This is a genomic window from Micromonospora sp. NPDC048871 (assembly GCF_043198155.1).
In the GTDB taxonomy this organism is placed as follows: Bacteria; Actinomycetota; Actinomycetes; order Mycobacteriales; family Micromonosporaceae; genus Micromonospora.
Genome location: NZ_JBICUM010000012.1, coordinates 113,603 through 137,925 on the forward strand (window position 1 = coordinate 113,603; position 24,323 = coordinate 137,925).

The 24,323-nt window shown below is 69.2% G+C and carries 28 protein-coding genes; 10 read left to right on the forward strand and 18 right to left on the reverse strand.

What is annotated here, in order from left to right:
- Positions 1-93: 93 nt before the first annotated feature.
- The gene (locus ACGFIK_RS22920) at positions 94-1,722 is read right to left on the reverse strand and encodes a 3-hydroxyacyl-CoA dehydrogenase family protein (protein ID WP_393341231.1); all 1,629 of its coding nucleotides are present in this window, start codon (positions 1,720-1,722) and stop codon (positions 94-96) included.
- A 127-nt stretch (positions 1,723-1,849) separates the two neighbouring features.
- Positions 1,850-2,314 carry an FHA domain-containing protein gene (locus ACGFIK_RS22925; RefSeq protein WP_393341234.1) on the reverse strand — a complete coding sequence of 155 codons (465 nt, stop codon included), beginning with the start codon at positions 2,312-2,314 and terminating at the stop codon, positions 1,850-1,852.
- Between the two features lie 180 nt (positions 2,315-2,494).
- Here ACGFIK_RS22925 and ACGFIK_RS22930 point away from each other — a divergent pair, with 180 nt between their 5' ends.
- Positions 2,495-3,997: an aldehyde dehydrogenase family protein gene (locus tag ACGFIK_RS22930; RefSeq protein WP_393341236.1), complete on the forward strand. Its 1,503-nt coding sequence runs from the start codon at positions 2,495-2,497 to the stop codon at positions 3,995-3,997.
- Here ACGFIK_RS22930 and nucS read toward each other — a convergent pair.
- Positions 3,994-4,653: an endonuclease NucS gene (gene nucS / locus ACGFIK_RS22935; RefSeq protein ID WP_327024340.1), complete on the reverse strand. Its 660-nt coding sequence runs from the start codon at positions 4,651-4,653 to the stop codon at positions 3,994-3,996. The two genes, ACGFIK_RS22930 and nucS, sit on opposite strands and share 4 nt — an antisense overlap.
- A 71-nt stretch (positions 4,654-4,724) precedes the next feature.
- Here nucS and ACGFIK_RS22940 point away from each other — a divergent pair, with 71 nt between their 5' ends.
- The 5 genes from ACGFIK_RS22940 (at position 4,725) to ACGFIK_RS22960 (ending at position 8,563) form a co-directional block, all read left to right on the forward strand.
- Entirely contained in the window at positions 4,725-5,345 is a 621-nt protein-coding gene (locus tag ACGFIK_RS22940; RefSeq protein WP_357530020.1) for a DUF4126 domain-containing protein, read from the forward strand.
- A 91-nt stretch (positions 5,346-5,436) separates the two neighbouring features.
- On the forward strand, positions 5,437-6,357 hold the full coding sequence (locus tag ACGFIK_RS22945; protein ID WP_393341238.1) for a polysaccharide deacetylase family protein: 921 nt from the start codon (positions 5,437-5,439) through the stop codon (positions 6,355-6,357).
- A gap of 81 nt (positions 6,358-6,438) precedes the next feature.
- The gene (locus ACGFIK_RS22950) at positions 6,439-6,738 is read left to right on the forward strand and encodes a DUF1540 domain-containing protein (protein ID WP_327024338.1); all 300 of its coding nucleotides are present in this window, start codon (positions 6,439-6,441) and stop codon (positions 6,736-6,738) included.
- 131 nt (positions 6,739-6,869) lie between these two features.
- A complete protein-coding gene (locus tag ACGFIK_RS22955; RefSeq protein ID WP_393341240.1) occupies positions 6,870-7,718 on the forward strand; it encodes an ABC transporter ATP-binding protein in 849 nt (282 codons plus the stop codon).
- Positions 7,715-8,563, forward strand: a complete 849-nt coding sequence (locus tag ACGFIK_RS22960; RefSeq protein ID WP_327024336.1) for an ABC transporter permease — start codon at positions 7,715-7,717, stop codon at positions 8,561-8,563. Before ACGFIK_RS22955 ends, ACGFIK_RS22960 begins: the two co-directional genes overlap by 4 nt.
- Positions 8,564-8,671: 108 nt before the next feature.
- On the opposite strand, the gene ACGFIK_RS22965 is transcribed toward ACGFIK_RS22960, so the two are convergent.
- Both ACGFIK_RS22965 and murA read right to left on the reverse strand, forming a co-directional pair.
- Positions 8,672-9,520 carry a 3-hydroxyacyl-CoA dehydrogenase family protein gene (locus ACGFIK_RS22965; protein ID WP_357529941.1) on the reverse strand — a complete coding sequence of 283 codons (849 nt, stop codon included), beginning with the start codon at positions 9,518-9,520 and terminating at the stop codon, positions 8,672-8,674.
- Positions 9,521-9,665: 145 nt separating this feature from the next.
- Complete coding sequence (murA, locus tag ACGFIK_RS22970) at positions 9,666-11,108, reverse strand: UDP-N-acetylglucosamine 1-carboxyvinyltransferase (protein ID WP_393341243.1); 1,443 nt, start codon at positions 11,106-11,108, stop codon at positions 9,666-9,668.
- Between murA and ACGFIK_RS22975 the strand changes: the two genes are divergently transcribed.
- Together ACGFIK_RS22975 and ACGFIK_RS22980 are read left to right on the forward strand one after the other, a co-directional pair.
- The gene (locus ACGFIK_RS22975) at positions 11,107-11,679 is read left to right on the forward strand and encodes a cob(I)yrinic acid a,c-diamide adenosyltransferase (protein ID WP_393341245.1); all 573 of its coding nucleotides are present in this window, start codon (positions 11,107-11,109) and stop codon (positions 11,677-11,679) included. The genes murA and ACGFIK_RS22975 overlap by 2 nt on opposite strands.
- Positions 11,676-11,960 carry a hypothetical protein gene (locus ACGFIK_RS22980; RefSeq protein WP_393341247.1) on the forward strand — a complete coding sequence of 95 codons (285 nt, stop codon included), beginning with the start codon at positions 11,676-11,678 and terminating at the stop codon, positions 11,958-11,960. Before ACGFIK_RS22975 ends, ACGFIK_RS22980 begins: the two co-directional genes overlap by 4 nt.
- On the opposite strand, the gene ACGFIK_RS22985 is transcribed toward ACGFIK_RS22980, so the two are convergent.
- Positions 11,906-12,484, reverse strand: coding sequence for a helix-turn-helix domain-containing protein (locus tag ACGFIK_RS22985; RefSeq protein WP_393341249.1), 579 nt, complete (start codon positions 12,482-12,484; stop codon positions 11,906-11,908). The genes ACGFIK_RS22980 and ACGFIK_RS22985 overlap by 55 nt on opposite strands.
- 74 nt (positions 12,485-12,558) lie before the next feature.
- Between ACGFIK_RS22985 and ACGFIK_RS22990 the strand changes: the two genes are divergently transcribed.
- Positions 12,559-12,900 carry a hypothetical protein gene (locus ACGFIK_RS22990; protein ID WP_393341252.1) on the forward strand — a complete coding sequence of 114 codons (342 nt, stop codon included), beginning with the start codon at positions 12,559-12,561 and terminating at the stop codon, positions 12,898-12,900.
- Positions 12,897-13,823, forward strand: coding sequence for an alpha/beta hydrolase (locus ACGFIK_RS22995; RefSeq protein ID WP_393341254.1), 927 nt, complete (start codon positions 12,897-12,899; stop codon positions 13,821-13,823). The genes ACGFIK_RS22990 and ACGFIK_RS22995 overlap by 4 nt, the downstream gene beginning before the upstream one ends.
- 78 nt (positions 13,824-13,901) lie before the next feature.
- Here the strand turns inward: ACGFIK_RS22995 and ACGFIK_RS23000 are convergent, their stop codons facing one another.
- From ACGFIK_RS23000 to ACGFIK_RS23055, 12 genes are all read right to left on the reverse strand, one after another.
- On the reverse strand, positions 13,902-14,489 hold the full coding sequence (locus tag ACGFIK_RS23000) for a hypothetical protein (protein ID WP_393341255.1): 588 nt from the start codon (positions 14,487-14,489) through the stop codon (positions 13,902-13,904).
- Positions 14,490-15,225: 736 nt separating this feature from the next.
- On the reverse strand, positions 15,226-15,684 hold the full coding sequence (locus tag ACGFIK_RS23005) for a DUF2550 domain-containing protein (RefSeq protein ID WP_327024327.1): 459 nt from the start codon (positions 15,682-15,684) through the stop codon (positions 15,226-15,228).
- A 12-nt stretch (positions 15,685-15,696) separates the two neighbouring features.
- Positions 15,697-15,981: a F0F1 ATP synthase subunit epsilon gene (locus ACGFIK_RS23010; RefSeq protein WP_327024326.1), complete on the reverse strand. Its 285-nt coding sequence runs from the start codon at positions 15,979-15,981 to the stop codon at positions 15,697-15,699.
- A gap of 87 nt (positions 15,982-16,068) precedes the next feature.
- Positions 16,069-17,223: an LCP family protein gene (locus tag ACGFIK_RS23015; protein WP_327027451.1), complete on the reverse strand. Its 1,155-nt coding sequence runs from the start codon at positions 17,221-17,223 to the stop codon at positions 16,069-16,071.
- Between the two features lie 227 nt (positions 17,224-17,450).
- The gene (gene atpD / locus ACGFIK_RS23020; protein ID WP_327024325.1) at positions 17,451-18,887 is read right to left on the reverse strand and encodes a F0F1 ATP synthase subunit beta; all 1,437 of its coding nucleotides are present in this window, start codon (positions 18,885-18,887) and stop codon (positions 17,451-17,453) included.
- The gene (locus ACGFIK_RS23025) at positions 18,887-19,825 is read right to left on the reverse strand and encodes a F0F1 ATP synthase subunit gamma (RefSeq protein WP_327024324.1); all 939 of its coding nucleotides are present in this window, start codon (positions 19,823-19,825) and stop codon (positions 18,887-18,889) included. Before ACGFIK_RS23025 ends, atpD begins: the two co-directional genes overlap by 1 nt.
- A 9-nt stretch (positions 19,826-19,834) precedes the next feature.
- Entirely contained in the window at positions 19,835-21,481 is a 1,647-nt protein-coding gene (atpA, locus tag ACGFIK_RS23030) for a F0F1 ATP synthase subunit alpha (RefSeq protein WP_327024323.1), read from the reverse strand.
- Positions 21,482-21,573: 92 nt separating this feature from the next.
- The gene (locus ACGFIK_RS23035) at positions 21,574-22,395 is read right to left on the reverse strand and encodes a F0F1 ATP synthase subunit delta (protein WP_327024322.1); all 822 of its coding nucleotides are present in this window, start codon (positions 22,393-22,395) and stop codon (positions 21,574-21,576) included.
- Entirely contained in the window at positions 22,395-22,919 is a 525-nt protein-coding gene (locus ACGFIK_RS23040; protein WP_327024321.1) for a F0F1 ATP synthase subunit B, read from the reverse strand. The genes ACGFIK_RS23035 and ACGFIK_RS23040 overlap by 1 nt, the downstream gene beginning before the upstream one ends.
- 29 nt (positions 22,920-22,948) lie before the next feature.
- The gene (gene atpE / locus ACGFIK_RS23045) at positions 22,949-23,173 is read right to left on the reverse strand and encodes an ATP synthase F0 subunit C (protein WP_327024320.1); all 225 of its coding nucleotides are present in this window, start codon (positions 23,171-23,173) and stop codon (positions 22,949-22,951) included.
- Between the two features lie 87 nt (positions 23,174-23,260).
- Positions 23,261-24,082 carry a F0F1 ATP synthase subunit A gene (atpB, locus tag ACGFIK_RS23050; RefSeq protein WP_327024319.1) on the reverse strand — a complete coding sequence of 274 codons (822 nt, stop codon included), beginning with the start codon at positions 24,080-24,082 and terminating at the stop codon, positions 23,261-23,263.
- Positions 24,083-24,304, reverse strand: a complete 222-nt coding sequence (locus ACGFIK_RS23055; protein WP_327024318.1) for a hypothetical protein — start codon at positions 24,302-24,304, stop codon at positions 24,083-24,085. It abuts the gene before it with no gap.
- Positions 24,305-24,323 lie beyond the last annotated feature (19 nt).

Consider the following 24,323-nt stretch of genomic DNA (forward strand, 5'->3'; position numbering starts at 1 on the left):
CCAGCGTACGACCGTGCCCTACAGCGGCCCCGAGGGCGCTGGTGTTAACAAGGGGCCCCTGTTCTACCGCAGGCGTTAAAAGGGTGCCCTTCCTTACCCGCGGAAGGAGCGGGCGGCGGTCACCAGTTGTTCCAGCAGGGGTGCCGGGGCCAGGCCGGGCTCGCGGGACTGCCGGTACACCGCCCGCAGTACGGCCAGCGACCTGTCCGGTCCGATCGAGTCGAGCAGTTCGAAGGGGCCGGCCGGGTAGCCGCAGCCCAGCTTCATCGCGGCGTCGATGTCGTCCGTGGTGGAGTAGTGGGCCTCCAGCATCCGTACCGCGTCGTTGAGGTACGGGAACAGCAGGGCGTTGACGATGAACCCGGCGGAGTCTCCGCAGACCACCCCGGTCCGGCCCAGGGCGGCGACGACCGCCCGGGCGGTGGCCGTGGTCTCCGCCGAGGTGAGGATCGTCTGGACGATCTCCACGAGCGGGGTGGCCGGGTTGGCGAAGTGCAGGCCCACCACCTCGGCCGGGCGCCCGGTGGCCATGGCCAACTCGATCACCGCCAGGGTGGCGGTGGTGGTGGCCAGCACCGCCCCCGGCTTGCAGACCTCGCCCAAGCCGGCGAACAGCGCCTTCTTGACCTCCGGTTCGTCGGCCACCGCCTCGATCACCAGGTCCGCCTCGGCCAGGGAGGCCAACTCGGTGGCCGGGTCTACCTGGGTGACCTGGTAGCCGGCGGTGGTGAGGGACTCGACCAGGCCGGCGGCCAGGGCCCCCGAGCCGACCACCCCGACCGTGGCTACCGTTCGCGCCCCTTCCAGGGGTGCCGACGCCACCGGGGTCGACTCGTCCGGGACGAGCCGGCCGGAGCCGGGCCGCTCGTAGGTGTAGAAGCCTCGGCCGGACTTGCGGCCCAACAGCCCGGCGGTCACCATCTGCCGCAGCAGGGGCACCGGGGAGTGTCGGCGGTCCCGTCCGCCCCGCCGGTACATGGTGTCCAGGATCTCGTACGCGGTGTCCAGACCGATCAGGTCCAGCAGGGCCAGCGGGCCCATCGGCAGGCCGCAGCCGAGCTTCATCGCGGCGTCGATGTCCTCACGGGTGGCGTAGCGGGACTCGTACATCCCGATCGCCTGGTTGAGGTACCCGAACAGCAGGGCGTTGGCGATGAACCCGGCCCGGTCGGTGATGGTCACGTCGACCTTGCCCAGGCGTACGCACAGGGCCTCCACATCCGCGACCACCTCGGCCGAGGTGACCACCGTGCGCACCACCTCGACCAGCTTCATCACCGGCGCGGGGTTGAAGAAGTGGATGCCGATCACCTGGTCGGGACGGGTGGTGGCGACCGCGATCTCGGTGACGCTCAGCGAGGAGGTGTTGGTGGCCAGGATGGCCTCCGGCTTGCACACCCGGTCCAGTTCGGCGAAGAGGCGCTGCTTGATGTCCAGACGCTCGGGGACCGCCTCGATCACCAGGTCCACGGAGTCCAGGGCGCCCAGCCCGACGGCGAAGGTTACCCGGCCGATCAGGGCGTCCCGGTCGGCCTCGGCGAGCTTGCCCCGGGCCACCGCCCGGTCGGTGGAGCCGGTCAGGTTGGCCCGCCCGCGCTCCAGGGCGGCCTCGGAGATATCCACGGCGACCACCTCGACGCCGTTGCGGGCGAACACCTCGACGATGCCGGCACCCATGGTGCCCAGACCCACCACACCCACCCTGGTGAATTCCCGCGCCATGACCCGGCCTCCCTGTCCGCTCCGCACGGCCGGACTTGAACGGCCGCTAAGGCTTTGGCGCGAGTCTGCCACGCGGTGACCGCTCAGGGGGCTCGGGGGCTCACACGGGAGCGGTTGCGCCCACCGGTCAGGGGGCCAGGGTGATCCGTCCCGGCGCCAGGTCGGCCGCAGCCGTGGGCAGCACCAGCGGGCTGCGCCGGTCCTGTAGGGGCATACCGAAGCTCAGGCCCACCGGGTCGGTCCGGGCCAGGGCGGGGTCGAAGAAGCGCAGCTCGGTGCGGCCGATCAGGATCATGTCGCCGTCGGTCAGGCTGACCGCCTCGGCGGTACGCAGTCCGTTCACCCAGGTGCCGTTGGTGGAACCGAGATCCACCAGGCGGACCCCCGCACCGGTCAGCCGGACCTCGGCGTGTCGACGACTCAGGTGGGGATCGTGCACGACGATGTCCACCGCCGCGTCCCGGCCGATCACCATGGGGTGCGGACGCAGCCGGAAGCTCAACCCGCGCAGCGGGCCGGTGGCCACCGTCAACAGCGGCAACAGTTGCGGATGTTGCTCCATGGGCCGTCCGACCTCCACGTCCTGCGCCATCCCATGGTCAGCCTGCCATCCCCACCCGGTCACCTCTACCGACCATCCGGCCATCACCCAGTAACCAGCCAGCCACCTTCCGTTCGTCACTTCCATGGCCGCCAATACGGCGTTCGCCCGGACTTGACCCGGGCCGAGCCCGTCCTACCGGTGAGTAGGTTTCGGGTCTAGACTTCCGCCATGACGGCTGTGCATCTGCCCGGCACCCCGGTGATCGAGGGCGATCAACTGATCTCGACCAGCCCGGCGACCGGGGCGGAGGCCGGCCGGTTGCCGCTGTCCACCCCCGCCGAGGTGGAGCAGGCCGTCGCGCGGGCCCGCACCGCCGGCCAGTGGTGGGCCGGGCTGGGCTTCGACGGCCGACGCGACCGGCTGCTGCGCTGGCGGCGGCTGCTCGTGCAGCGGATGGAGCAGTTGGCGGAACTGGTGCACCTCGAGGGCGGCAAGCCGGTCGCGGACGCCATCGTGGAGATCGTCACCGCGGTGGAGCATGTCGACTGGGCGGCCCGCAACGCCCGCCGGGTACTCGGCCCCCGCAAGCTGCGCTCCCGGCTCATCCTGGCGGAGTTCACCGCCCACCTGGAGTACCAGCCGCACGGGGTGATCGGGGTCATCGGCCCCTGGAACTATCCCGTCTTCACCCCGATCGGCTCGGCCGCGTACGCGATGGCGGCCGGTAACGCGGTGGTCTTCAAGCCCAGCGAATACACCCCCCTGGTCGGGCAGTGGATGGTCGACACCTTCGCCGAGGTGGTGCCGGAACAGCCCGTCTTCACCGCCGTGCACGGGCTGGGGGACATCGGTGCCGCCCTGTGCCGCAGCGGGGTCGACAAGGTGGCCTTCACCGGCTCCACGGTCACCGCGAAGAAGGTCATGGCGGCCTGCGCCGAGTCCCTGACCCCGGTGCTGCTGGAGGCCGGCGGCAAGGACGCGATGATCGTGGATGTCGACGCCGACCTGGACGCCGCCGCGGAGGCGTGCGTCTGGGGGGCGATGACCAACGCCGGGCAGACCTGCATCGGCATCGAGCGGGTCTACGCGGTGGAGCCGGTCTTCGACGCCTTCGTGGAGAAGGTGGTCGAGCGGGCCGGGCGACTGACCGTGGGCCCGGAGGGCACCGACATCGGGCCGATCACCATGCCGAGCCAGCTTGAGGTCATCCGCCGGCACATCTCCGACGCCCTGGCCCGGGGCGGACGGGCCGCACTCGGCGGCCCGGATTCGGTACGGCCGCCATACGCCCACCCGACCGTGCTGGTCGAGGTGCCGGAGGACTCCGCCGCCGTACGCGAGGAGACCTTCGGGCCCACGGTGACCATCAACCGGGTCCGCGACGCCGATGAGGCCCTGCGGCGGGCCAACGCCCTGCCGTACGGCCTGGGGGGTTCGGTCTTCGGTGAGCGACGGGCAGTGGCCATCGCCCGACGCCTGCGCTCCGGCATGGCCTCGATCAACTCCACCCTGACCTTCGCCGGGATGTCCACCCTGCCCTTCGGCGGGGTCGGCGAGTCCGGCTTCGGTCGCATCCACGGCGAGGACGGGCTGCGGGAGTTCGGCCGGGCCAAGTCGATCACCCGCCGGCGGGCCCGCTCCCTGCTGCCGTCGACCACCTTCGAGCGGACCCAGGCCGACGTCGACCGCCTGGTCAAGGCGGTCAAGCTGCTGTACGGCCGGAAGCTCTAGAAGAGGGTCAGCTCGTCACGTTCGATGCCGCGCAGCCGGTCGTAGTTCACCGCCACACAGCGGATCCCCCGGTCCGTGGCGAGCACCCGGGCCTGCGGCTTGATCTCCTGGGCGGCGAAGACCCCGGAAACCGGGGCGAGCAGCGGGTCCCGGTTGAGCAGTTCCAGGTAGCGGGTGAGCTGCTCCACCCCGTCGATCTCGCCCCGACGCTTGACCTCGACCGCGACCGTGCCTCCGTTGGCGTCCCGGCAGAGCAGGTCCACCGGGCCGATCGCGGTCATGTACTCCCGGCGGATCAAGGTGAACCCCTCGCCCAGAGTCTCCGGGTTGGCGGCCAGCAACTCCTGAAGGTGGGCCTCCACCCCGTCCTTGCGCAGCCCCGGGTCGACGCCCAGCTCGTACGAGGTGTCCTGGAAGATCTCCTCCAGGGTGATCCGCAGCTCCTCACCGGCCTTGTTGACCACCCGCCACACCCCGGGGGCCTCCTCCAGCCGGCAGGGCGGGCTCATCCAGTTCAGGGGTTTGTAGGCCCGATCGTCGGCGTGGATCGACACCGACCCGTCCGCCTTCACCATCAGCAGCCGGGTGGCCGGCGGCAGGTGGGCCGAGAGCCGTCCGACATAGTCCACCGAGCATTTCGCAATCACCAACCGCACCCGACGAGGGTAGCGGAGGCACCGGGGATCGCCGCCGAGCGCCACTGGCGTGCCGGTGCGATGCTGAGATGGTGCTCGAACTGCTCACCGGTACCGGACTGGCCGCCTCGGCGGGGTTGAACGCGTACATCCCGCTGCTGCTGATGGGTGGGCTGGCCCGCTACACCAGCGTGATCGACCTGCCCGGGGGCTGGCAGTGGCTGGGTAACGGCTGGGTGCTGGCCATTCTCGCCGCCCTGCTGGTCGTCGAGGTCGTCGCGGACAAGGTGCCCGTGGTGGACCACGTCAACGACGTGGTGCAGACCGTGGTCCGCCCGACTGCGGGCGGCCTGGCCTTCGGTGCCGGCTCGGCCGCCGAGACGGTGACGGTCAGCGATCCCGACAGCTTCTTCGCCAGTGAGGGCCAGTGGTGGCCGGTGCTGGTCGGGGTGGCCATCGCCCTCGGCATCCACCTGCTCAAGTCCGCCGCCCGGCCGGTCATCAACGCGGCCACGGCCGGTGTCGGGGCCCCGGTGGCCAGCACCGCCGAGGACGCCACCAGTGTGGTGATGTCCCTGGTGGCGATCATCCTGCCGGTGTTGGTGCTGGTGTTCCTGGTCGCCTTCCTGCTCTTCCTGCCGTGGTTCCTGCGCCGCAGGGCGGAACGCCGCCGGGAACGCCGGGCCGCCCGCGAGGCCGGCTTCCGGGTCTGACCTGGGGGTACCCGCTGCGCCTCCGGCCCCGCCCCAGGCGCTGCCGGGCCGGATGATGTTGCCCGCCGGGCACGGTTGACATCATCCTCCGGTGTCCGTGAAGACTTCCCGCGTTCCGCTTCTGGCGACCCTGGCCGCCGTCCTCGGTGCCCTGACCCTGCTGGCCGTCCTGAACCCCCTGCGCCAGCCCGAGGGTGCCGACCTCGGGCAGGGGTCCGAGTCCGGCGCCAGGTTCGTCGAGGCGGAGGCCAGTGACCGGTCCGAGGCGTCGGCCAACCCGTCGAGTGCATCGTCCACCCCGCCGGCCGGGACCCTGCCCGGCGCTACCCGGACGGACGCGCTGCCCCCGGTGGTCGACCACGGCCCACGTCGGGGAAACAAGGTGGCGCTGACCTTCGACGCGGACATGACCGACGCGATGCGACGCCAGCTACGCAGCGGTGCCGTCACCTCGTACGCCAATCTGAAGATCATCGACCGGCTGGAGCGGGAGGGTGTCCCGGCCACCTTCTTCCTCACCGGCATGTGGGTGGAGCAGTACCCGGAGGTGACCCGGCGGCTGGCCGCCAACCCTCGGTTCGAGTTGGCCAACCACACCTACGGGCACCTGGCCTTCACCGCGGACTGCTACGGCCTGCCCCGCATCGACCGCCGGAAGATGACCGCCGACGTGGCCCGCACCTTCGACCTGGTCAGCGCCTACGGCGGTCGGCAGACCCGGTACTTCCGGTTCCCCGGGCTCTGCCACGACCGGACGGCGCTGACCGCACTAGCCCCCCTCGGCCTGACGGTCGTCGACGGCGACGTGGTCAGCGGGGACCCCTTCGCCACCGCCTGGCAGCCGATCGTGCGGGCCGTGCTGGACCAGGTACGCCCCGGCTCGGTGATCGTCCTGCACGTGACCGAGGCCAACGCCCCGATGACCGACGAGGCGCTGCCGCACATCCTGGCCGGTCTGGCCGAACGCGGTCTCGAACCGGCCCTGCTCTCCGAGGTGCTCGGCGCGGGCTAGGCCGGTGGCCGGATCCCGCGAACCGGACCACACAGATCTCCCAGATGCCTAAAATCAGGCAAATACCTAGAGGAGGTCGCGATGACCGCAGCCTTGGAGATGCCGCGCGTCCAGGAGTGTGTGGTGGCCGCCTGCGCGTACAACCACACCAACGACTGTCACGCGTTCGCCATCACGATCGGCAGCATGGACCACGCCCACTGCCACACCTTCATCGAGATGCCGGCCATCCGGGCCGGTGCGGACGGCCAGAAGGCCCAGGTGGGGGCCTGCAAACGGGCCGACTGCCGACACAACGAGCAGTTGGAGTGCCAGGCTCCCTCGATCCGGGTCGGCCCGGACGCGGACATGGCCGACTGCATGACCTACAACCCCCGCTGAGGGGTAAGGAAGGGCCCCTTCTTAACGCCTGCGGTAGAGGAAGGGGCCCCGCTTAACACCCCGGGGGTGGTGGCGGGAACCACCACCCCCGGTGCAGGTGATCCGCCGGTGCAGGTCGCACACTTGAGGTCATGAGTGACGAGGTCGCGATCCACGTCCGAGGGCTGCGCAAGGCGTACGGCGACAATGTCGCGGTGGCCGGGCTGGACCTGGACGTCCACCGGGGCGAGGTGTTCGCCCTGCTGGGGCCGAACGGTGCCGGCAAGAGCACCACGGTGGAGATCCTGGAGGGCTACCGGCACCGGGACGCCGGTGAGGTGCGGGTGCTCGGGGTCGACCCGACCGAGGCCACCCCGCAGTGGCGGGCCCGAGTGGGCATCGTGCTCCAGGGCACCGGCGAGTTCGACGAACTGACCGTCGCCGAGGTGGTCCACCACTTCTCCGCCTTCTATCCGGACGCCGACGACCCGGACAAGGTGATCGCCCGGGTCGGTCTGGCCGGTAAGGCCCGCGCCCGTACGCACACCCTCTCCGGGGGGCAGAAGCGCCGACTGGATGTCGCCCTGGGCATCATCGGCCGCCCTGAGCTGCTCTTCCTCGACGAGCCGACTACCGGATTCGATCCGGAGGCCCGCCGCGAGTTCTGGGATCTGATCCGGGACCTCTCCGCAGCCGGCACCACCATCGTGCTCACCACCCACTACCTGGACGAGGCCGAGGCCCTGGCCGACCGGGTAGGGGTCATCGCGGGCGGCCGACTGGTCGAGGTGGCCCCGCCGAACAGCCTCGGCAACCGGCAGGAGGCCCTGGCCACGGTCTCCTGGCGTACCCCCGAGGGCACCCTGGAGAGCGCGCAGAGCGCGACGCCGACGGCGCTGGTGGCGGAGTTGGCCGCGCGGCTCGGTGGCGAGGTGCCCGGCCTGACCGTCACCCGGCCCACTCTTGAGGACATCTACCTGCGGATGATCGGACACCGATGACCACCACGACGAAGTCGGCGCCCCCGGTCGCCGCCGCCGCGCCCGCCCGTCGGCCGGGGCCGGCAAGTCTCGCCCTGCGGCAGGGGCGGTTGGAGATCCGGCAGTTCCTGCGCAGCCGGGAATCCGTCGTGTTCACCCTCGGGTTCCCGATCATCATGGTGCTGATCTTCGCGTCGATCTTCGACGGCGACCTGGGCAGCGGGGTGAGCTACACCCAGTACTTCATCACCGGCATGATCGCCACCGGCCTGATGACGGTCAGCTTCCAGAACCTCGGCATCTGGATCCCCATCGAGCGGGACCGGGGAGTGCTCAAGCGCTACCGGGGCACCCCGATGCCGAAGTGGGTCTGGTTCGCCGGCAAGGTGATCATGGTGCTGGTGACCGGGCTGGTGATGACCGCCCTGCTGCTCACCGTCTCGGTGCTGCTGTTCGACCTGGACCTGCCCTCCACGGCCTCGGCCTGGCTGACCTTCGGCTGGGTCAGCGCGCTGGGGGTCACCGCCTGCACCCTGTGCGGCATCGCGATCTCCTCGCTGGCCCGCACGGCGCGCAGCGGCTCGGCCGTGGTCACCCCGATCGCCCTGGTGCTCCAGTTCATCTCCGGGGTCTTCTTCGTCTTCACCAACCTGCCGAGCTGGATGCAGCAGGTGGCGGCCATCTTCCCGCTCAAGTGGATGTGCCAGGGCCTGCGCGCGGTCTTCCTGCCGGAGAGCTTCGGCGCCAGCGAGCCGGGCGGTTCCTTCGAGCTGACCCGGGTGGCCCTGGTGCTGGGCCTGTGGTGCGTGATCGGCCTGGTGCTCTGCCTGACCACCTTCCGCTGGACCACCCGCCGCGACGGCTGACGGTGCATAGGAAGGGCCCCTTATTAACGAGATCCAGCTGATCTTGTTAATAAGGGGCCCTTCCTATGCACGAGGCGTTAAGAAGGTGCCCTTCCTTACATCACACCCTCAGTACGAGTAGAAGCCCTGGCCGGTCTTGCGGCCCAGGTCACCGGCGGTGGCCATGCGCTGGAGCAGCTCCGGCGGGAAGAACTTCTCGTCGGCGGTGTCGGTGTAGATGTTGCGGGTGGCGTTCAGCAGCACGTCCACCCCGGTCAGGTCGACCGTGGCCAGCGGGCCCATGGCGTGCCCGAAGCCGAGCTTGCAGGCGGTGTCCAGGTCCTCGGCGGAGATCACCCCGGCCTCGACCAGCCGGACCGCCTCCATGGCCAGGGCGCAGATCAGCCGGGTGGTGACGAAGCCGGCGATGTCCCGGTTGACCACCACGACGGTCTTGCCGATCCCCTCCGCGAAGGACTTGACCGCCTCCAGGGTGGCGTCGCTGGTCTTGTAGCCGCGGACCAGTTCGCAGAGCTTCATCATCGGCACCGGGGAGAAGAAGTGGGTGCCGACCACCGCCTCCGGGCGCTCGGTGACGGTCGCGATCTGGGTCACCGGGATGGCCGAGGTGTTGGTGGCCAGGATCGCGTCCGACTTGCAGATCCGGTCCAGCGCCCGGAACACCTCGTGCTTGATCTCCAGCCGCTCGAAGACCGCCTCGACGACGATGTCCGCCTCCGCCGCCGCCTCCAGGTCGGTGGTCGGGGTGATCCGTCCCAGGGTCGCCTCGACCTCCTCGGCGGAGATCTTGCCCTTGTCGGCGAACCGGGTCAGTGAGGTCCGGATGCCGTCCATGCCGCGCTGCGTCGCCGCCTCGTCCAGATCCCGCAGGGTCACCTGCCAGCCTGCCTGCGCCGCCACCTGGGCGATGCCCGAGCCCATCAGCCCGGCACCGACAACCGCGAGTCGACCCGCCATCTGTTGCTCCCTCGCTGCGATTCGGAGTCTCTGCCTGCATCCTGCCGAAGCCCTCGGCTCGACCGAGGACTTCCGACACAGACCCTAGTCGGCGGGACTGAACGACCGATAAGGCGGTTCAGCCGGACGGCACGGCGACTCAGGCTCAGATGGTCAGTTCCGGTTCCTCCGGCGCGGTGGCCCGCTCCACCTCGATGCCGAGGGCCCGCAGGTCGGCCACGAAGTCGGGATAGCCCCGGTCCACGTGATGCACATGGGACACCTCGGTCACCCCGTCGGCACAGAGCCCGGCGATGATCAGTCCAGCGCCGGCCCGGATGTCCGTGGCCCGAACCGGTGCGCCGGAGAGCTGCTCCCGGCCGCGTACCACCGCGTGGTGGCCGTCGGTCTTGATGTCCGCGCCGAGGCGCATCATCTCGTTGGCGAACATGAACCGGCCGTCGAAGATGTTCTCCGTGATCAGGGAGGCGCCGTCGCTGAGCGCGGCCAGGCCGATCGCCATCGGCAGCAGGTCGGTGGCGAAGCCCGGATAGGGCAGGGTCACCACGTCCACCGCCCGGGGCCGGTCGTCCATCCGTACCCGGAAGGCGTTGGCCCGGGTCTCCACCAGCCCACCGGCCGCGACCACCTTGTCCAGCGCGATCTCCAGGAAGCTCGGGTCCAGGCCGGTCACGGTGACGTCGCCGCGGGTCATCGCCGCCCCGAAGGCCCAGGTGCCGGCGACGATCCGATCCCCCACGGTCGCGTGCCGCACCGGCTGCAGCCGGGGTACGCCCACGACCGTGATGGTGGAGGTGCCCTCCCCCTCGATCAGCGCCCCCATCCGGATGAGCATGGTGCAGAGGTCCACGATCTCCGGCTCCCGGGCCGCGTTGTCGATCACGGTGGTCCCGTTGGCCAGCACCGCCGCCATGACCAGGTTCTCGGTGGCCCCGACACTGGGGAAGTCCAGGGTGATCTCCGCGCCGTGCAGTCCCTGCGGTGCGGAGGCGATCACGAAGCCGTGCTCACCGGAGATGTCCGCGCCCATCCGGGTGAGCCCGGCGATGTGCATGTCCAGCCCCCGCGAGCCGATGGCGTCCCCGCCCGGGTGGGCCACCCGCACGTAGCCGCGCCGGGCCAGCAGCGGACCGAGTACGCAGATCGAGGCGCGTAGCCGACGAACCAGGTCGTAGTCGGCCTCGACCCCCGGCTGCTCCGGCACCTCGATGGCCACCGAACGGGAGCGGGGCACTCCCCCGCCCGCGACCATGGGATCCACCGGGTCGTCCGCACCGAACCGCACATCGCAGCCGAGCCGGCGCAGCACCTCCCCCATGATGGCGATGTCGGTGATCCGCGGCACGTTGGTGATCACGCTTCGGCCGGGGGCCAGCAGGGCGGCGGCCATCAGCTTCAACGCGGAGTTCTTGGCCCCGACCACGTGCACCGTGCCGGCCAGTCGGGCCGCCCCGTTGACCCGGATGACGTCGACATCCGATATCGCCGGGTCGCCCGCGTCGCCCGGTCCGACCCCGGCGGAGAAGCCGGTGCCCGGCTGCGGGCGCGTCGGGATGGTCAGGTCGGGTATCCGTAGGCTGTGCGTCATGGCCGTCCACCTCACGCGCATCTACACCAAGGCCGGCGACGCCGGCATGACCAGGTTGAGCAACAACGAGCAGGTGTCGAAGACCGACCCACGGATCTGCGCGTACGCTGATGTCGACGAGTGCAACGCGGCACTCGGCGTGGCACTGGCCCTGGGGCAGCTCGACGAGTCCCTGCATACGGTGCTGGGGCAGATCCAGAACGACCTGTTCGACGTGGGCGCCGACCTGTCCACCCCGGTCGAGCCGGACCCCAAGTACCCGCCGCTGCGGGTCACCGAGGAGTACGTCGAGCGCCTTGAGGGCTGGTGCGACGAGTTCAACGGACGCCTGAGCACGCTCGACTCCTTCATCCTCCCCGGCGGCACCGCGGGCGCGGCGCTGCTGCACGCGGCGCGGACGATCGCCCGGCGCGCCGAGCGGTCGGCGTGGGCGCTCGTCGCACACGACCCCGACCGGACCAGCCTCCTTCCGGCAAAGTATCTCAACCGGCTGTCGGATCTGCTCTTTATCCTGTCAAGAACGGCAAATCCGGACGGAGACGTGCTATGGGTCCCCGGCGGAGGCCGGTGACGCTCGGCGCCCTGCACCACGTGGAGGTCTGGGTACCCGACCTGGGCGCGGCAATGCACAGCTGGGGCTGGCTGAACCATCTGGCCTTTCACGCCGGTCCACCCGCCGCGGTGGACCGGCTTGTCGAGCAGGCCCCGGCGTACGGCTGGGAACTGCTCTTTCCCGACCGACACCCGTACGCCGGTGGCGCCGGCACCTACGCCGCCTACCTGGCCGACGGGCAGGGTTACGAGGTGGAGCTGGTGGCCTCCGACGGCACGGTGCCCGGCCCGTCCGCCTGAGCGGGGATCAGCAGGGTGGTGAACAACCGCCGCACCCGGTCCGGGCCCGGCCCGAGCGCCGCGTACTCGGCGAACAGCTCCCGCATCCGGGTGATGAACTCGACCGTCTCGGCGTCGCTGGCGTAGAAGGCGTTCTGCCGGTAGCCGACCAGGTCCCGGGCCAGGTCCCCGCCACCGTTGTCCAGATAGCGGTCGAAGTCGGCCAGCAGCCCGGCGACGAAGGTGAGGAAGGCCCGGCGGTGCTGTTCCGGGGTCATCCCCCGGATCGCCTCGGGGTCCACCGCGGCCGCCGCCTCGTCCAACTGGTAGCTGCGCTCGATCGCACCCCGGATTCGCCGTTCCCCGACCGACCGCAGGACCCCGTGACCGGCGAGGGTGCCGACCTGCCGGTACAGGGTCGCCGGGGCCACGTCCGCCAGTTCGGCGCGCAGGTCGGCGGTGGTCAGCGTCCGGCCACCCAGAAATGCCTGGACGATCCGCAGTCGTACCGGATGAAGCAGCAGCTCAGCAGTGTCGAGGGCCACACACGTCTCCCCATCGTTCTCGCCTCTGATAATGTTCTCACTGACGAGATTATAGCGAGCACGAAGGAGCGCCGATGGCCACCATCGACCTCACCCCCGATTCGATCCGCATCCGGCTCACCCCCGCCGAGAAGCTGTGGGCGCTCCGGGGTGACGTCACCGTCCCGCGCTCCGCCGTAACCGCCGTCACCGTGCAGCCCGACGGCCTGCGCGCCCCCCGAGGCATCCGGGCACCCGGCCTCGGCCTGCCCGGCGCCCGCAAGGTCGGCACCTGGCGCGGCCGGGCCGGCAAGGAGTTCGTCAGCGTCCGCGCCAACCAACCGGCCGTGCGCATCACCCTGACCGGCCAGCGGTACGACGCACTGGTCATCGGCGCCGACGACGCGGCCGCCGTGGCGAAGGCGGTACGCCGGTGAGCACCGAGCGCGAACTGACCTTCGACTCCGCCGGTCACCGCCTGGTCGGCACCCTGACCCTGCCGGACCGTCCGGGGCCCCACCCCACCGCCCTGCTGCTGCCCGGCTCCGGGCCGCTGAACCGCGACGGCGACCACCGCCGGATGCGCCTCGGCATCCAGCGGGACCTGGCCGCCGCGCTGGCCACCGCAGGTGTCGCCACCCTGCGCTACGACCGGCGTGGAATCGGCGAGAGTTCCGGCGGGTTCTGGCCCACCGGGTTCCACGACAACGTGGACGACGCCCAGGCGGCCTTCGCCGCGCTCGAGGCCGAGGCAGACGTGGACAGCCGGGCCCTGTTCCTGGTCGGGCACAGCGAAGGGGCGTTGACCGCCACCGTGCTCGCCGCGCGTGGGGTGACCACCGCCGGGTTGGTCCTGCTCTCCAGCAGTGCCCGGCTCGGTGCCGAGGTGCTGCGCTGGCAGACAGCCCAGATCCTGCCCACCCTGCCCGCCCCGGTACGCCTGATGCTGCGGCTGATGCGTCTGAACCTGGTGGCCAGGGTGGCCCGCAACCACGAGAAGATCCTGGCCACCACCGGCGACGTGACACGGATGGGCGGGCAGCGGATCAACGCGAAGTGGATGCGGGAGTTCCTGCGGTACGACCCCCGCCCCGACCTCGCCCGGATCAGCGCGCCGATCCTCGCCGTCACCGGCAGCAAGGACCTTCAGGTGGACCCGGCCGACCTGGCCCTGATCGCCGAGCACGCCGGCGGCCCGGTGCAGACCCGGCTCCTGCCGGACATCACCCACGTACTGCGCCACCAGCCGGGCCGGGCGTCCCTGGGGGCGTACCGCCGGGAGATCCGCAACCCGGTCGACCCGGCGGTCACCGAGGCTGTCGTCGACTGGCTCCGCGCCCGGGTCACCGAGCTGACCTGATGTGAAGACGCCGAAGAGCCGGCACCCGAGATCGGGTACCGGCTCTTCGCGTTGTCTACCGGGGTCAGTTGTTGCCTGTCAGCTGTTCCAGTGCTGAGCTACCAGGTCGGCGGCCTGCTGCTCCCACTGGGCGTAGTGGTCCGGGTACGCCGACACCTGCACGGCCTGGGCGGCCTTGGTCAACGGCATGTCCTGCCAACCATCAACCTGCTTGAGGCCCTTCAGGAACGCGGTCGTGGAGTACTCGGGATCGGTGATCTGCTCCACCGTGCCCCAACCACTGGACGGACGCTGCTGGAACAAACCCTGCGAATCATGATCGTTGCGGTCACCGAGATGACCCAGGTTCTCCAACTTCGACTCCTGCAACGCGGTAGCGATCGACACCACCGCGGCACGCTCGTCCATGCCGTTCTTCTTCGTGGCCGCGATGATCGCCTTCGTGTTCGCGACCTGCTCAGCGTCCAGATCGATGCGAGACTGCTTGCCCTGCACACCATGCGGAATCAACTTGCCCGTATCGGGCTTGTCAGCCTGCACCGCGGCCACCGGACTCGACTTCACCGGAGTGGCGTCCGCCTGAGCAGCCACCGGGCCAGCGAAGACACCACCGGCGAGGGCCACACCAGCAATACCGAGCACACTGTTACGGAAGATCGAGTTCATGACCAAACTCCATTCGGGGGTAGACACACACCACGAAAGGGGGGAACCGGGTGCGCGCAAACGCCAACAGGCGCTGAAAACAGGGGGGAAGAATCACCGGCTGACACACGAGGCCGGGGCACTTCACGCACGAGACCCGGGCCCTTCGCGGACCGGAGGGCTTCGCACGGGGCATGGCCCTTCGTGGCGCCGGGACCATGTACAACGACCGGCTGCCCGCCATCATTCCCGCCGGGCCAGACACTCACGGAGCCATCTGCCCAGCTCAGGCGGCCTGCATCGGCCGGTCAGGGATGTCCAACCACCCGCCAGCCGCCACCATTCCCGAGCCCGAGCCCGAGCCCGAGCCCGAGCCACGAGGGCCGAGCCCTGCGGGCCGAGTCGGACCCGAGCGCCGTGCACCTGAGCCCCGACGGGCGGAGGGCTCGCGCCGTTTCGCCGAAATGGCGGTATCCCGTCGGGCCGGACCCCGCCATTCCGGCGAAACGGAGTCGATCACCCGCATTTGGTGCGCGCCTGAGGCCCCGCTTGCGCGGATTGCGCCGATTGCGCGGGCAAATCGCCGAAACAAGCCCAAATTACTCAGGTGAGCCATCCGGCAGTCAGCCGTTGAGCCAGGCGCCCGACCAATGGCGCCGGACCTCGACGGCCAAGGGACCAACCGCACAAGCGGACCAACGGCCTTAGATACCGACCGGCCGAGTCAATCGGCGGTCGAGCCGTCGGACTTGGCGGGTCAGGCTGCGGGCCAGTCCTGTTGAGGGATCAGACGTGGCGAGACCGCCCCCGGAGGAGCGGCCTCGAGCCAGGATAGGAACCCGGTGACGGTGGATCGCGCCATGGCGATCTCGACCGGGGCGTGTCGACTCGTACAGCGGAGGATGATCCAGTCCGCCGGCATGGACATCCGTTCCTGTCCCTCCGGCAGCCGCCGCCGCTCCACGTTCAGCCCCTCACGGGAGAGCACCCGCTTGGGGCGTACGGCGAAACTGACCATCCGGTACCAGCGGAGTTCGTCCCCGACGAACCTGCCGAAACCGGGCGACCATCCGCGGCCGTCGAGCATGGTGGAGGTCCGGACGCTGAGCCGGATGATGCCCCCGCTTCGGGTGACAAGTGCCCGCCGGATGAAGAGGAACAGGATCGCGCCGAGAATGACGGCGAAGCCGATTCCGATCCCTTCCACGATCTCCATCGGCGGATCGGCTCAGTTGTCCGAAGTGACGGAGGCCGGGGTGGCGCTCTCGGCGAGGACGGTGACGCCCTGCCCGTTCACGGACAGGAAGCCGCCGGACACCTCGTAGGCGAGCTGCTCGCCGCCGGGGAGCTTGATGCGTACTCGGCCGGGCTCGGCGAGCTGACCGAGCAGGGGCGCGTGCCCCGGCAGCACACCCAGCTCACCTTCGGTCGTCCGGGCCATGACCATCTCGGCCTTGCCGGACCAGACCTTCTCCTCTACGGCCACGAGCTGGACGTTGAGCTGCTCTGCCACGCTGTCTCCTTGCTGAGGCGGATTGGGGAAAGTCTAGTCACCCTGCGGACCTGTGTTACAGCCGGGTGCCGAGACGTGCACCACGATTCAGCCCTTGTTCACCAGCTTGGGATGTTCGAGAAGGAACGGATCCAGCAGGCCCCGCTCCAACGCCACGAAGAAGTCCTCCACCTCGGGCTCGAACTTCTCGCCGAGGTAGTTGTTCCGGTTGCCGAAGACCCCGCCACCCGGAAGCTTGATCATCTGGATGTTGCCGGGACGGATGTCCTTGAGGGCCAGCCCGAAGTCGACCACGCTGTGGCCCCGCCCGCTGAAGATCAGCGACTCGCCGGCGGCCCGCAGCACCCGGTCCAGCTTGACGGGGTTGGTCACCACGTCGGCGCTGAAGGCCTGGGCGGCCATCGCCTTGACGAACTGCTGCTGGTGTCGCTGACGGCCGTAGTCACCGTCGGGCACACCGTTCTTCGGGTACCGCTGGCGGACGTAGTCCAGCGCCTGCCACCCGCTCAGGTGCTGCTTGCCCTTGGGGTAGACGGCCTGCGGCCCGATGTAGCCCTCGCCGTTGGGGTTGCCCTTACGGTGCTTGCCGTCCGGCTCCCGGTGCTCGGAGCGGACCTCCCGCTCGATGTTCATCGTGACGCCGCCCATCGCGTCGACGATCTTCTGGAAGCCGGAGAAGTTGATGATGGCACCGGCGTCGAACCGCTTGATCCCGGTGACGTTCTGCACCGTGGTGGCCAGCAGTTCGAAGCCCCGCGCCGGGTCCGGCTTGCCGCCGTCGGGCACCCGGCTGCCGAAGGACATCGCGTCGTTCAGCTTGGAGGTGGCACCGTTGAAGTTCGCCCGGGGGTACGCAGGGATCTCCACGTAGAGGTCGCGGGGCATGGAGAAGAGGTAGGCCCGGTCCAACTCCTCCGGCACGTGCAGCACCATGATCGCGTCGGCCAGCGGTGCGGTCCGGTCGTTGCGGGGGTCGATGCCGACCAGCAGGATGTTGAGCGGCCCCTTGATGTCGCTCTTGCGCTCACTGGCCCCGGCCGCCTGGTCGCCGAAGAGGTCCGCCTTGCCGATCGCTCCCTCGTAGCGGGCCATCAACGCCTCGGCACCGACCAGTGAGGTGCCGCTGAGCATCATCAACACGACACCGAAGATGGTGCAGAACCTGGCCCAGCCCGGCACGCCACGCCAGATCGACGAACGCCCACCGCGCTTGTCGCGCCTGCCGGCCTTACCCACGAGCATCTCCGTTCGTCGCATCCCACAGGGGATACGGGTACGCGCATCCGAATGGTTGAACACGGTCACCGCTCATCGGCGAATGAGCGTGGAATAGACGGTATCTCGCGAGTTACGTGATCGCCGAGCACCGAAAACCGGACAGCGGCGACAGAATCTGTTCAAGCCGAGCGAAAAGACCGCCCCGGAGTTGTCCGGGGCGGTCCTTTTCGTCAACGCAACTGTGCGAAGGGTCAGCCCTTCATCAGCTCGGCGGCCTTCTTCTCCAGGTCGTCGAGCCCACCGCACATGAAGAACGCCTGCTCGGGGAAGTGGTCGTACTCCCCCTCGCTGATCTTCCGGAACGCCTCGATGGTCTCCTTGATCGGGACCGTCGAGCCGGGCACGCCGGTGAACTGCTCCGCCGCGTAGGTGTTCTGCGACAGGAAGCGCTCGATCCGCCGGGCCCGCTGGACCGTGATCTTGTCTTCCTCGGAGAGTTCCTCGATGCCCAGGATGGCGATGATGTCCTGCAGGTCCTTGTACCGCTGGAGGATCCGCTTGACCTCGCTGGCCACCTGGAAGTGCTCCTGGCCGACGAACTCGGGGGCCAGGATCCGCGACGAGGAGGCCAGCGGGTCCACCGCCGGGTAGATGCCCTTGTCGGAGATCGACCGCTCCAGGTTGGTGGTCGCGTCCAGGTGGGCGAAGGTGGTGGCCGGAGCGGGGTCGGTGTAGTCGTCCGCCGGCACGTAGATCGCCTGCATCGAGGTGATGGCCTGGCCCCGGACGGAGGTGATCCGCTCCTGGAGCTCGCCCATCTCGTCGGCCAGGGTCGGCTGGTAACCCACCGCGCTGGGCATCCGGCCCAGCAGGGTGGAGACCTCGGAACCGGCCTGGGTGAAGCGGAAGATGTTGTCGATGAAGAGCAGCACCTCCTGCTTCTTCACGTCCCGGAAGTACTCCGCCATGGTCAGGGCGGAGAGGGCGACCCGGAGCCGGGTGCCCGGCGGCTCGTCCATCTGGCCGTAGACCAGGGCGGTCTTGTCGATGACGCCCGAGTCGGTCATCTCGTGGATGAGGTCGTTGCCCTCACGGGTCCGCTCACCCACACCGGCGAAGACCGAGGTACCACCGAAGTTACGGGCCACCCGGGTGATCATCTCCTGGATGAGCACCGTCTTGCCCACGCCGGCACCGCCGAACAGGCCGATCTTGCCACCCTTGACGTACGGGGCCAGCAGGTCGATGACCTTGATGCCGGTCTCCAGCATCTCGGTCTTCGGCTCCAGGTCCGCGAAGGCCGGGGCCTTGCGGTGGATGCCCCAGTGGTCGTCGGCCTGGATGGTCTCGCCCTCGGTGAGGTTGAGGCACTCGCCGATCGCGTTGAAGACGTGACCCTTGACGGCGTCACCGACCGGCACCCGGATCGGGTAGCCGGTGTCACGAACCTCGGCACCCCGGACCAGACCGTCCGTGGGCTGCATCGAGATCGCGCGGACCAGGTTGTCACCCAGGTGCTGGGCGACCTCCAGGGTCAGCGTCTTCTCGCCGCCGGAGAGGGTCACGTCCACGTGCAGGGCGTTGAAGAGGTCCGGCATGGCGTCGCGCGGGAACTCGGCGTCGACGACCGGGCCAATGACCCGGACCACGCGACCAGTGGCCGTCTTGGTCTCTACTGGGGCAGTCATCACACTTCACTTCCCGACGCGGCCAGCGCGTTCGCGCCGCCGACGATCTCGCTGATCTCCTGGGTGATCCCGGCCTGGCGGGCCGAGTTCATCTCACGCGTGTACTTGTCGATCATCTCTTCGGCGTTGTCCGTGGCGCTCTTCATCGCCCGCCGACGGGCCGCCGACTCGCTGGCCGCCGACTCCAGCAACGCCGCGTAGATCCGCGTGTTGATGTACTTCGGCAGCAGCGCGTCGAGCAGTTCCTCCGCGTCCGGCTCGAACTCGTAGTCCGGCAGCAGGCCGGGGGTGGCCTCCGACCGGGGCCGCTCCTCGACCTGCAACGGCCCGATGATCCGGGTCACCGGCGTCTGGGTCATCAGCGACTTGAACTCGGTGAAGACGATGTGCAGTTCGTCCACCCCGAGCACACCGTCGGCACCCGGACCGCCGTCGACGTCATCCGCACCGGCGGTGAACGCCTTGACCAGGGTGTCGCCCACCTCGCGGGCGTCGGCGAACGACGGCTGCTCGGAGAAGCCCGTCCAACTGGCCTCGATCGGCCGGTTACGGAACCGGTAGAACGACACGCCCTTACGCCCGACGACGTAGAGCACCGGCTCCTTGCCGTCCTCCTTGAGCCGCGCGATCAGCGACTCCGCGGTCTTGATGGCGTTGGTGCTGTAACCGCCGGCCAGACCTCGGTCGGCGGTTACCAGCAGCACGCCCGCCCGCCGAACCCGCTCGCGCGGGGTCAGCATCGGGTGGTCGACCGAGGCGTTGGACGCCAGCGCGGTGAGCACGCCGGTGATGGCCTGGGCGTACGGCAGGGACGCCTCCACCCGGGCCTGAGCCTTGGCGATCCGGCTCGTCGCCACGAGCTCCATCGCCTTGGTGATCTTCTTCATCCCCTTCGCCGAGCGAATGCGTTGACGAAGAACACGTACCTGCGCCGCCATGGCCCGACCCTACTTCTTCTGGGCCGAGGAACCGCCGCTGTAGCGGGTGACCGTCTCGTGCTCGGCCTCGCCTTCCAGCGGCGCCGCCGGCGCCTCGTTGATCGTGCGCTCGTCCTCGCGGCCGAGGAAGCCCTTCTTGAACTCCGTGACGGCCGAGTCGAGGGCGGCGATGATCTCGTCGTCCCACTTGTTGTCGGCGATCGCCTGGAGGGTGGCGTTGTACTTACGCCGCAGGTGCTCCAGGAACTGGGTCTCGAAGCGCCGCACGTCACCGACCGGGATGTCGTCCAGCTTGCCCTCGGTACCGGCCCAGACCGAGACGACCTCGTCCTGCACCGGGTACGGCGAGTAGTTCGGCTGCTTGAGCAGCTCGACCAGACGGGCACCACGGTCCAGCTGGGCGCGGGAGGCCTTGTCCAGGTCCGAGGCGAAGGCCGCGAAGGCCTCCAGCTCACGGAACTGGGCCAGGTTCAGCCGCAGCGAACCGGAGACCTTCTTCATCGGCTTCATCTGCGCGGCGCCACCGACCCGGGAGACCGAGGTACCGACGTTGATCGCCGGGCGGACTCCCTGGTTGAACAGGTCGGTCTCCAGGAAGATCTGGCCGTCGGTGATCGAGATGACGTTGGTCGGGATGAAGGCCGAGATGTCGTTGGCCTTCGTCTCGATGATCGGCAGGCCGGTCATCGAGCCGCCGCCCATCTCGTCGGAGAGCTTCGCGCAGCGCTCCAGCAGCCGGGAGTGCAGGTAGAAGACGTCACCCGGGTACGCCTCACGGCCCGGCGGGCGACGCAGCAGCAGCGACACGGCCCGGTACGCCTCGGCCTGCTTGCTCAGGTCGTCGAAGACGATCAGGACGTGCTTGCCGCCGTACATCCAGTGCTGCCCGATGGACGAGCCGGTGTAGGGGGCGAGGTACTTGAAGCCGGCCGGGTCCGAGGCCGGGGAGGCCACGATGGTGGTGTACTCCATCGCGCCGGCCTGCTCCAGCTGCCCCTTGATGGAGGCGATGGTGGAGGCCTTCTGACCGATGGCGACGTAGATGCAGCGAACCTGCTTCTTCGGGTCGCCGGAGGCCCAGTTCTCCCGCTGGTTGAGGATGGCGTCCAGCGCGACCGTGGTCTTACCGGTCTTACGGTCACCGATGATCAGCTGCCGCTGGCCACGACCGATCGGGGTCATCGCGTCGATGGCCTTGATGCCGGTCTGCAGCGGCTCGAAGACGGACTGCCGGGCCATCACGTTCGGGGCCTGGAGCTCGAGCTCACGGTAGCCCTCGTCGGCGATGTCACCGAGGCCGTCGATCGGCTGGCCGAGCGCGTTGACCACGCGACCGAGGAAGGCGTCACCGACCGGCACGGAGAGCACCCGGCCGGTGCGCTTGACCCGCTGGCCCTCCTCAAGCCCGGAGTAGTCGCCGAGGACGACGACACCGATCTCCCGGACGTCGAGGTTCAGCGCCACGCCGAGGGTGCCGTCCTCGAACTCCAGCAGCTCGTTGGTCATGGTCGAGGGCAGGCCCTCGACGTGGGCGATGCCGTCACCGGTGTCGGCGACGGTGCCGACCTCCTCACGGGAGACGTCGGGCGAATAGGAGGAGACGTAGCGCTCAAGCGCGCCGCGGATCTCCTCCGTCGAGATGGTCAGCTCGGCCATCCTCTGCTTCCTTAAGTATCAGGGGCCCGGGATACCTAGTACCGACCGGTCCTCGGGTCGACTGTTATTCCGGGCGCATCGCGGGGTGCAGGTCAGCGCTTTGCGAGCGCGTTACGGGTCTCGTTGAGGCGGCGCAGGATCGTCCCGTCGTACAGGTCCGAACCCACCCGAACGCTCGCTCCGCCGAGGATCGTCGGGTCAACCGTAAGCTTCACGGCGACCACCCGGCCGTAGATGGCCGAGAGCTGGTCCGTCAGCCGACGCTCCTCGTCCTCGGTCAGCGGTGCCGCGACGGTCACGTACGCGACCTGCCGGTCGCGGCGTTCCGCCGCCAGCTCTACCAGCCGGGACAGCGCGGTGGAGAACGATCGGCCACCGAAGCCGGCCAGGGCCGCCTCCGCCAGTCGCACCGTCGTCGGTCGGGCCTTGCCCGTCAGGAGCATCCCGATCAGCTCGGCCCGCTGCGCCACCGGCGCCACCGGGTCGGACAGGGTGTTGGACAGCTGCGGATCCCCCGCGACCACCTGGCCGAAGCGGAACAGCTCGTCCTCCACCTCACCGAGTTCGCCGGCGCGGTCGGCACCGGCGAGCAGCGCCTGCACGCCGAGGCGCTCCACACCGTCGAGCAGCTCCGACGGCGCCGACCACCGGCCGGCGACCAGCCCGCCGAGCAGGTCCAGCGTCTCCGCGCCGACCTTGCCGGAGAGCACCCCGGTCAGCAGACCCGTCCGGTCCGCGCCCTCGCGGGCCGGGTCGGACAGGGCCCGACGCAGCCGGACCTCCCGCCGCAGCAGGTCTGCCACGGCGAGCAGTTCGGTGCCGGTGGTGGTGATCGCCGTTGGCTCGGCGCCGCGGACGTACTCCTCCAGCCGCGCCAGGGCGGTGGCGTAGGACTCCCGGCTGGCGGCCTGCATCAGCGGGCCCCCGCGCTCTCGAGATCGGTGAGGAAGCGCTCGACGGTGCCCTTGCGGCGGGCCTCGTCCGCGAGCGACTCGCCCACGATCCGACCGGCCAGGTCGACCGCGAGACCGCCGACCTCCGCGCGCAGCTCGCGCACGATGGTTTCGCGCTCCACGGCCAGCGACTCCCGGCCGGCGGCGATGATCCGGTCGGACTCCTCCCGGGCCTTGGCCAGGATGTCGGTACGGATCGACTCGGCGTCGGCCCGGGCGTCGTCCCGGATCTGTGCCGCCTCGGTACGCACCTCGGCGAGCTGGGCCCGGTACTGCTCGAGAAGTTGGTTGGCCTCGGCCTGCGCCGCTTCGGCGCGCTTGAGGCCACCCTCGATCGCGTCGACCCGCGCCTGGTACATCGTCTCCATGCGCGGCATGACGAACTTCAGCAGCACAAAGCAGAGCAGGGCGAAGGCGATCGTCCCGATGACCAGCTCCTGCCAGATCGGCACAAGCGGGTGATGACCTTCGGCAGCGAGATTCATGTCAGACCTCCGGGTCGACTAACGGACGGTCAGCTGACGGCGAAGGCAAGCACCAGGCCGAAGAGGGCGAGCGCCTCAACCAGGGCGAAGCCCAGGACCAGCCAGGTGCGGTTGTAGCCGGCCGACTCGGGCTGGCGGGCGCTGGAGTTGATGTACGCCACGAAGATCAGGGCCACACCGACAGCGGGGCCGATGGCGGCGAGGCCGTAGCCGATCGTGTTGACGTTACCGCTGATCTCGGCAAGAACAGTCATTGCGGGTATTCCTCCTGTTTGACGCGTGAGGGTTTCACGCGTACGCGGTCGTACCTAAAGCTCGGGCGGGCATCCCACCGGGTCGGATCAGTGTTCGTCCGAAAGCGAGGTCCCGATGTAGTTGGCGCTCAGCGTGACGAAGACGTAGGCCTGCAACAGCGAGACCAGCACCTCGAAGAAGGCCATCACGATCGCCATCAGGAAGGCGAAGACGGAGGTCGCCTGGATGAAGAGGTTGTCCGAGGCGAGCAGCACGAAGCCACCGACCGTGAAGACCAGCAGGATCAGGTGACCGGCGAACATGTTGGCGAAGAGTCGCACCGCCAAGGTGACCGGCCGGTTGATGAAGGTCTGCAGGAATTCGATCGGCACCAGCAGGAAGTGCATGGGCCAGGGAATGCCCGGCAGGATCAGGCTCTGCTTGAGGTAGCGGCCCACGCCGTGCTTACGCATACCGACGTAGATGTACATCGCATAGGTGACCGCCGTGAGCACGATCGGGAAGGCGATGTGTGAGTTCGGCGAGATCTGCAACCCGGGAGTGATACCGAACAGGTTGGTCACCGCGATGAAGCAGAACAGCACGGTGAAGTAGGGCGCGAACTTGATGCCCTCCTTGCCCATCTGTTCCCGGGCGATGTTGTCCCGCACCAGGCCGTAGACGGATTCCGCCATCCACTGGCCCTTGCTCGGCACCAGCTTGGGGTTCCGGTACGTGAGCAGGAAGAAGATCATCACCAGCCCGACGGCCAGCCAGATCATGAGGGTGAACTTCGTGACCCACGGACCCGCGAGATCCGGCGGATAGAAGTCATCGACCTTGGGGGGCCATGGAAGGCCCTCTGCGGCGACAAACTGTCCGCTCAACGTGTCATCCTCCGCACTCGACAGACCCGCGTGTGCCGGCACTCAGGCACTGAGCCTCTTCATGATCAGGTAGATCGCTCCGGCTGCGCCGAGCATCATGCCCACCCCGATCCCGATGCCGGTCGGCAGGCCGAGGAGTTTCGCCGCCAACCAACCGAGGAATCCCCACGCCACGATGCCGGCGAGCAGGTAACCAAAAACGGCTCCGGCTACGCCTTCCGACGAGTGCTCGTCGGAGTTTCCGTGGTGAGGGCTGTCGGCCATGACGAGGCGAACACTATCA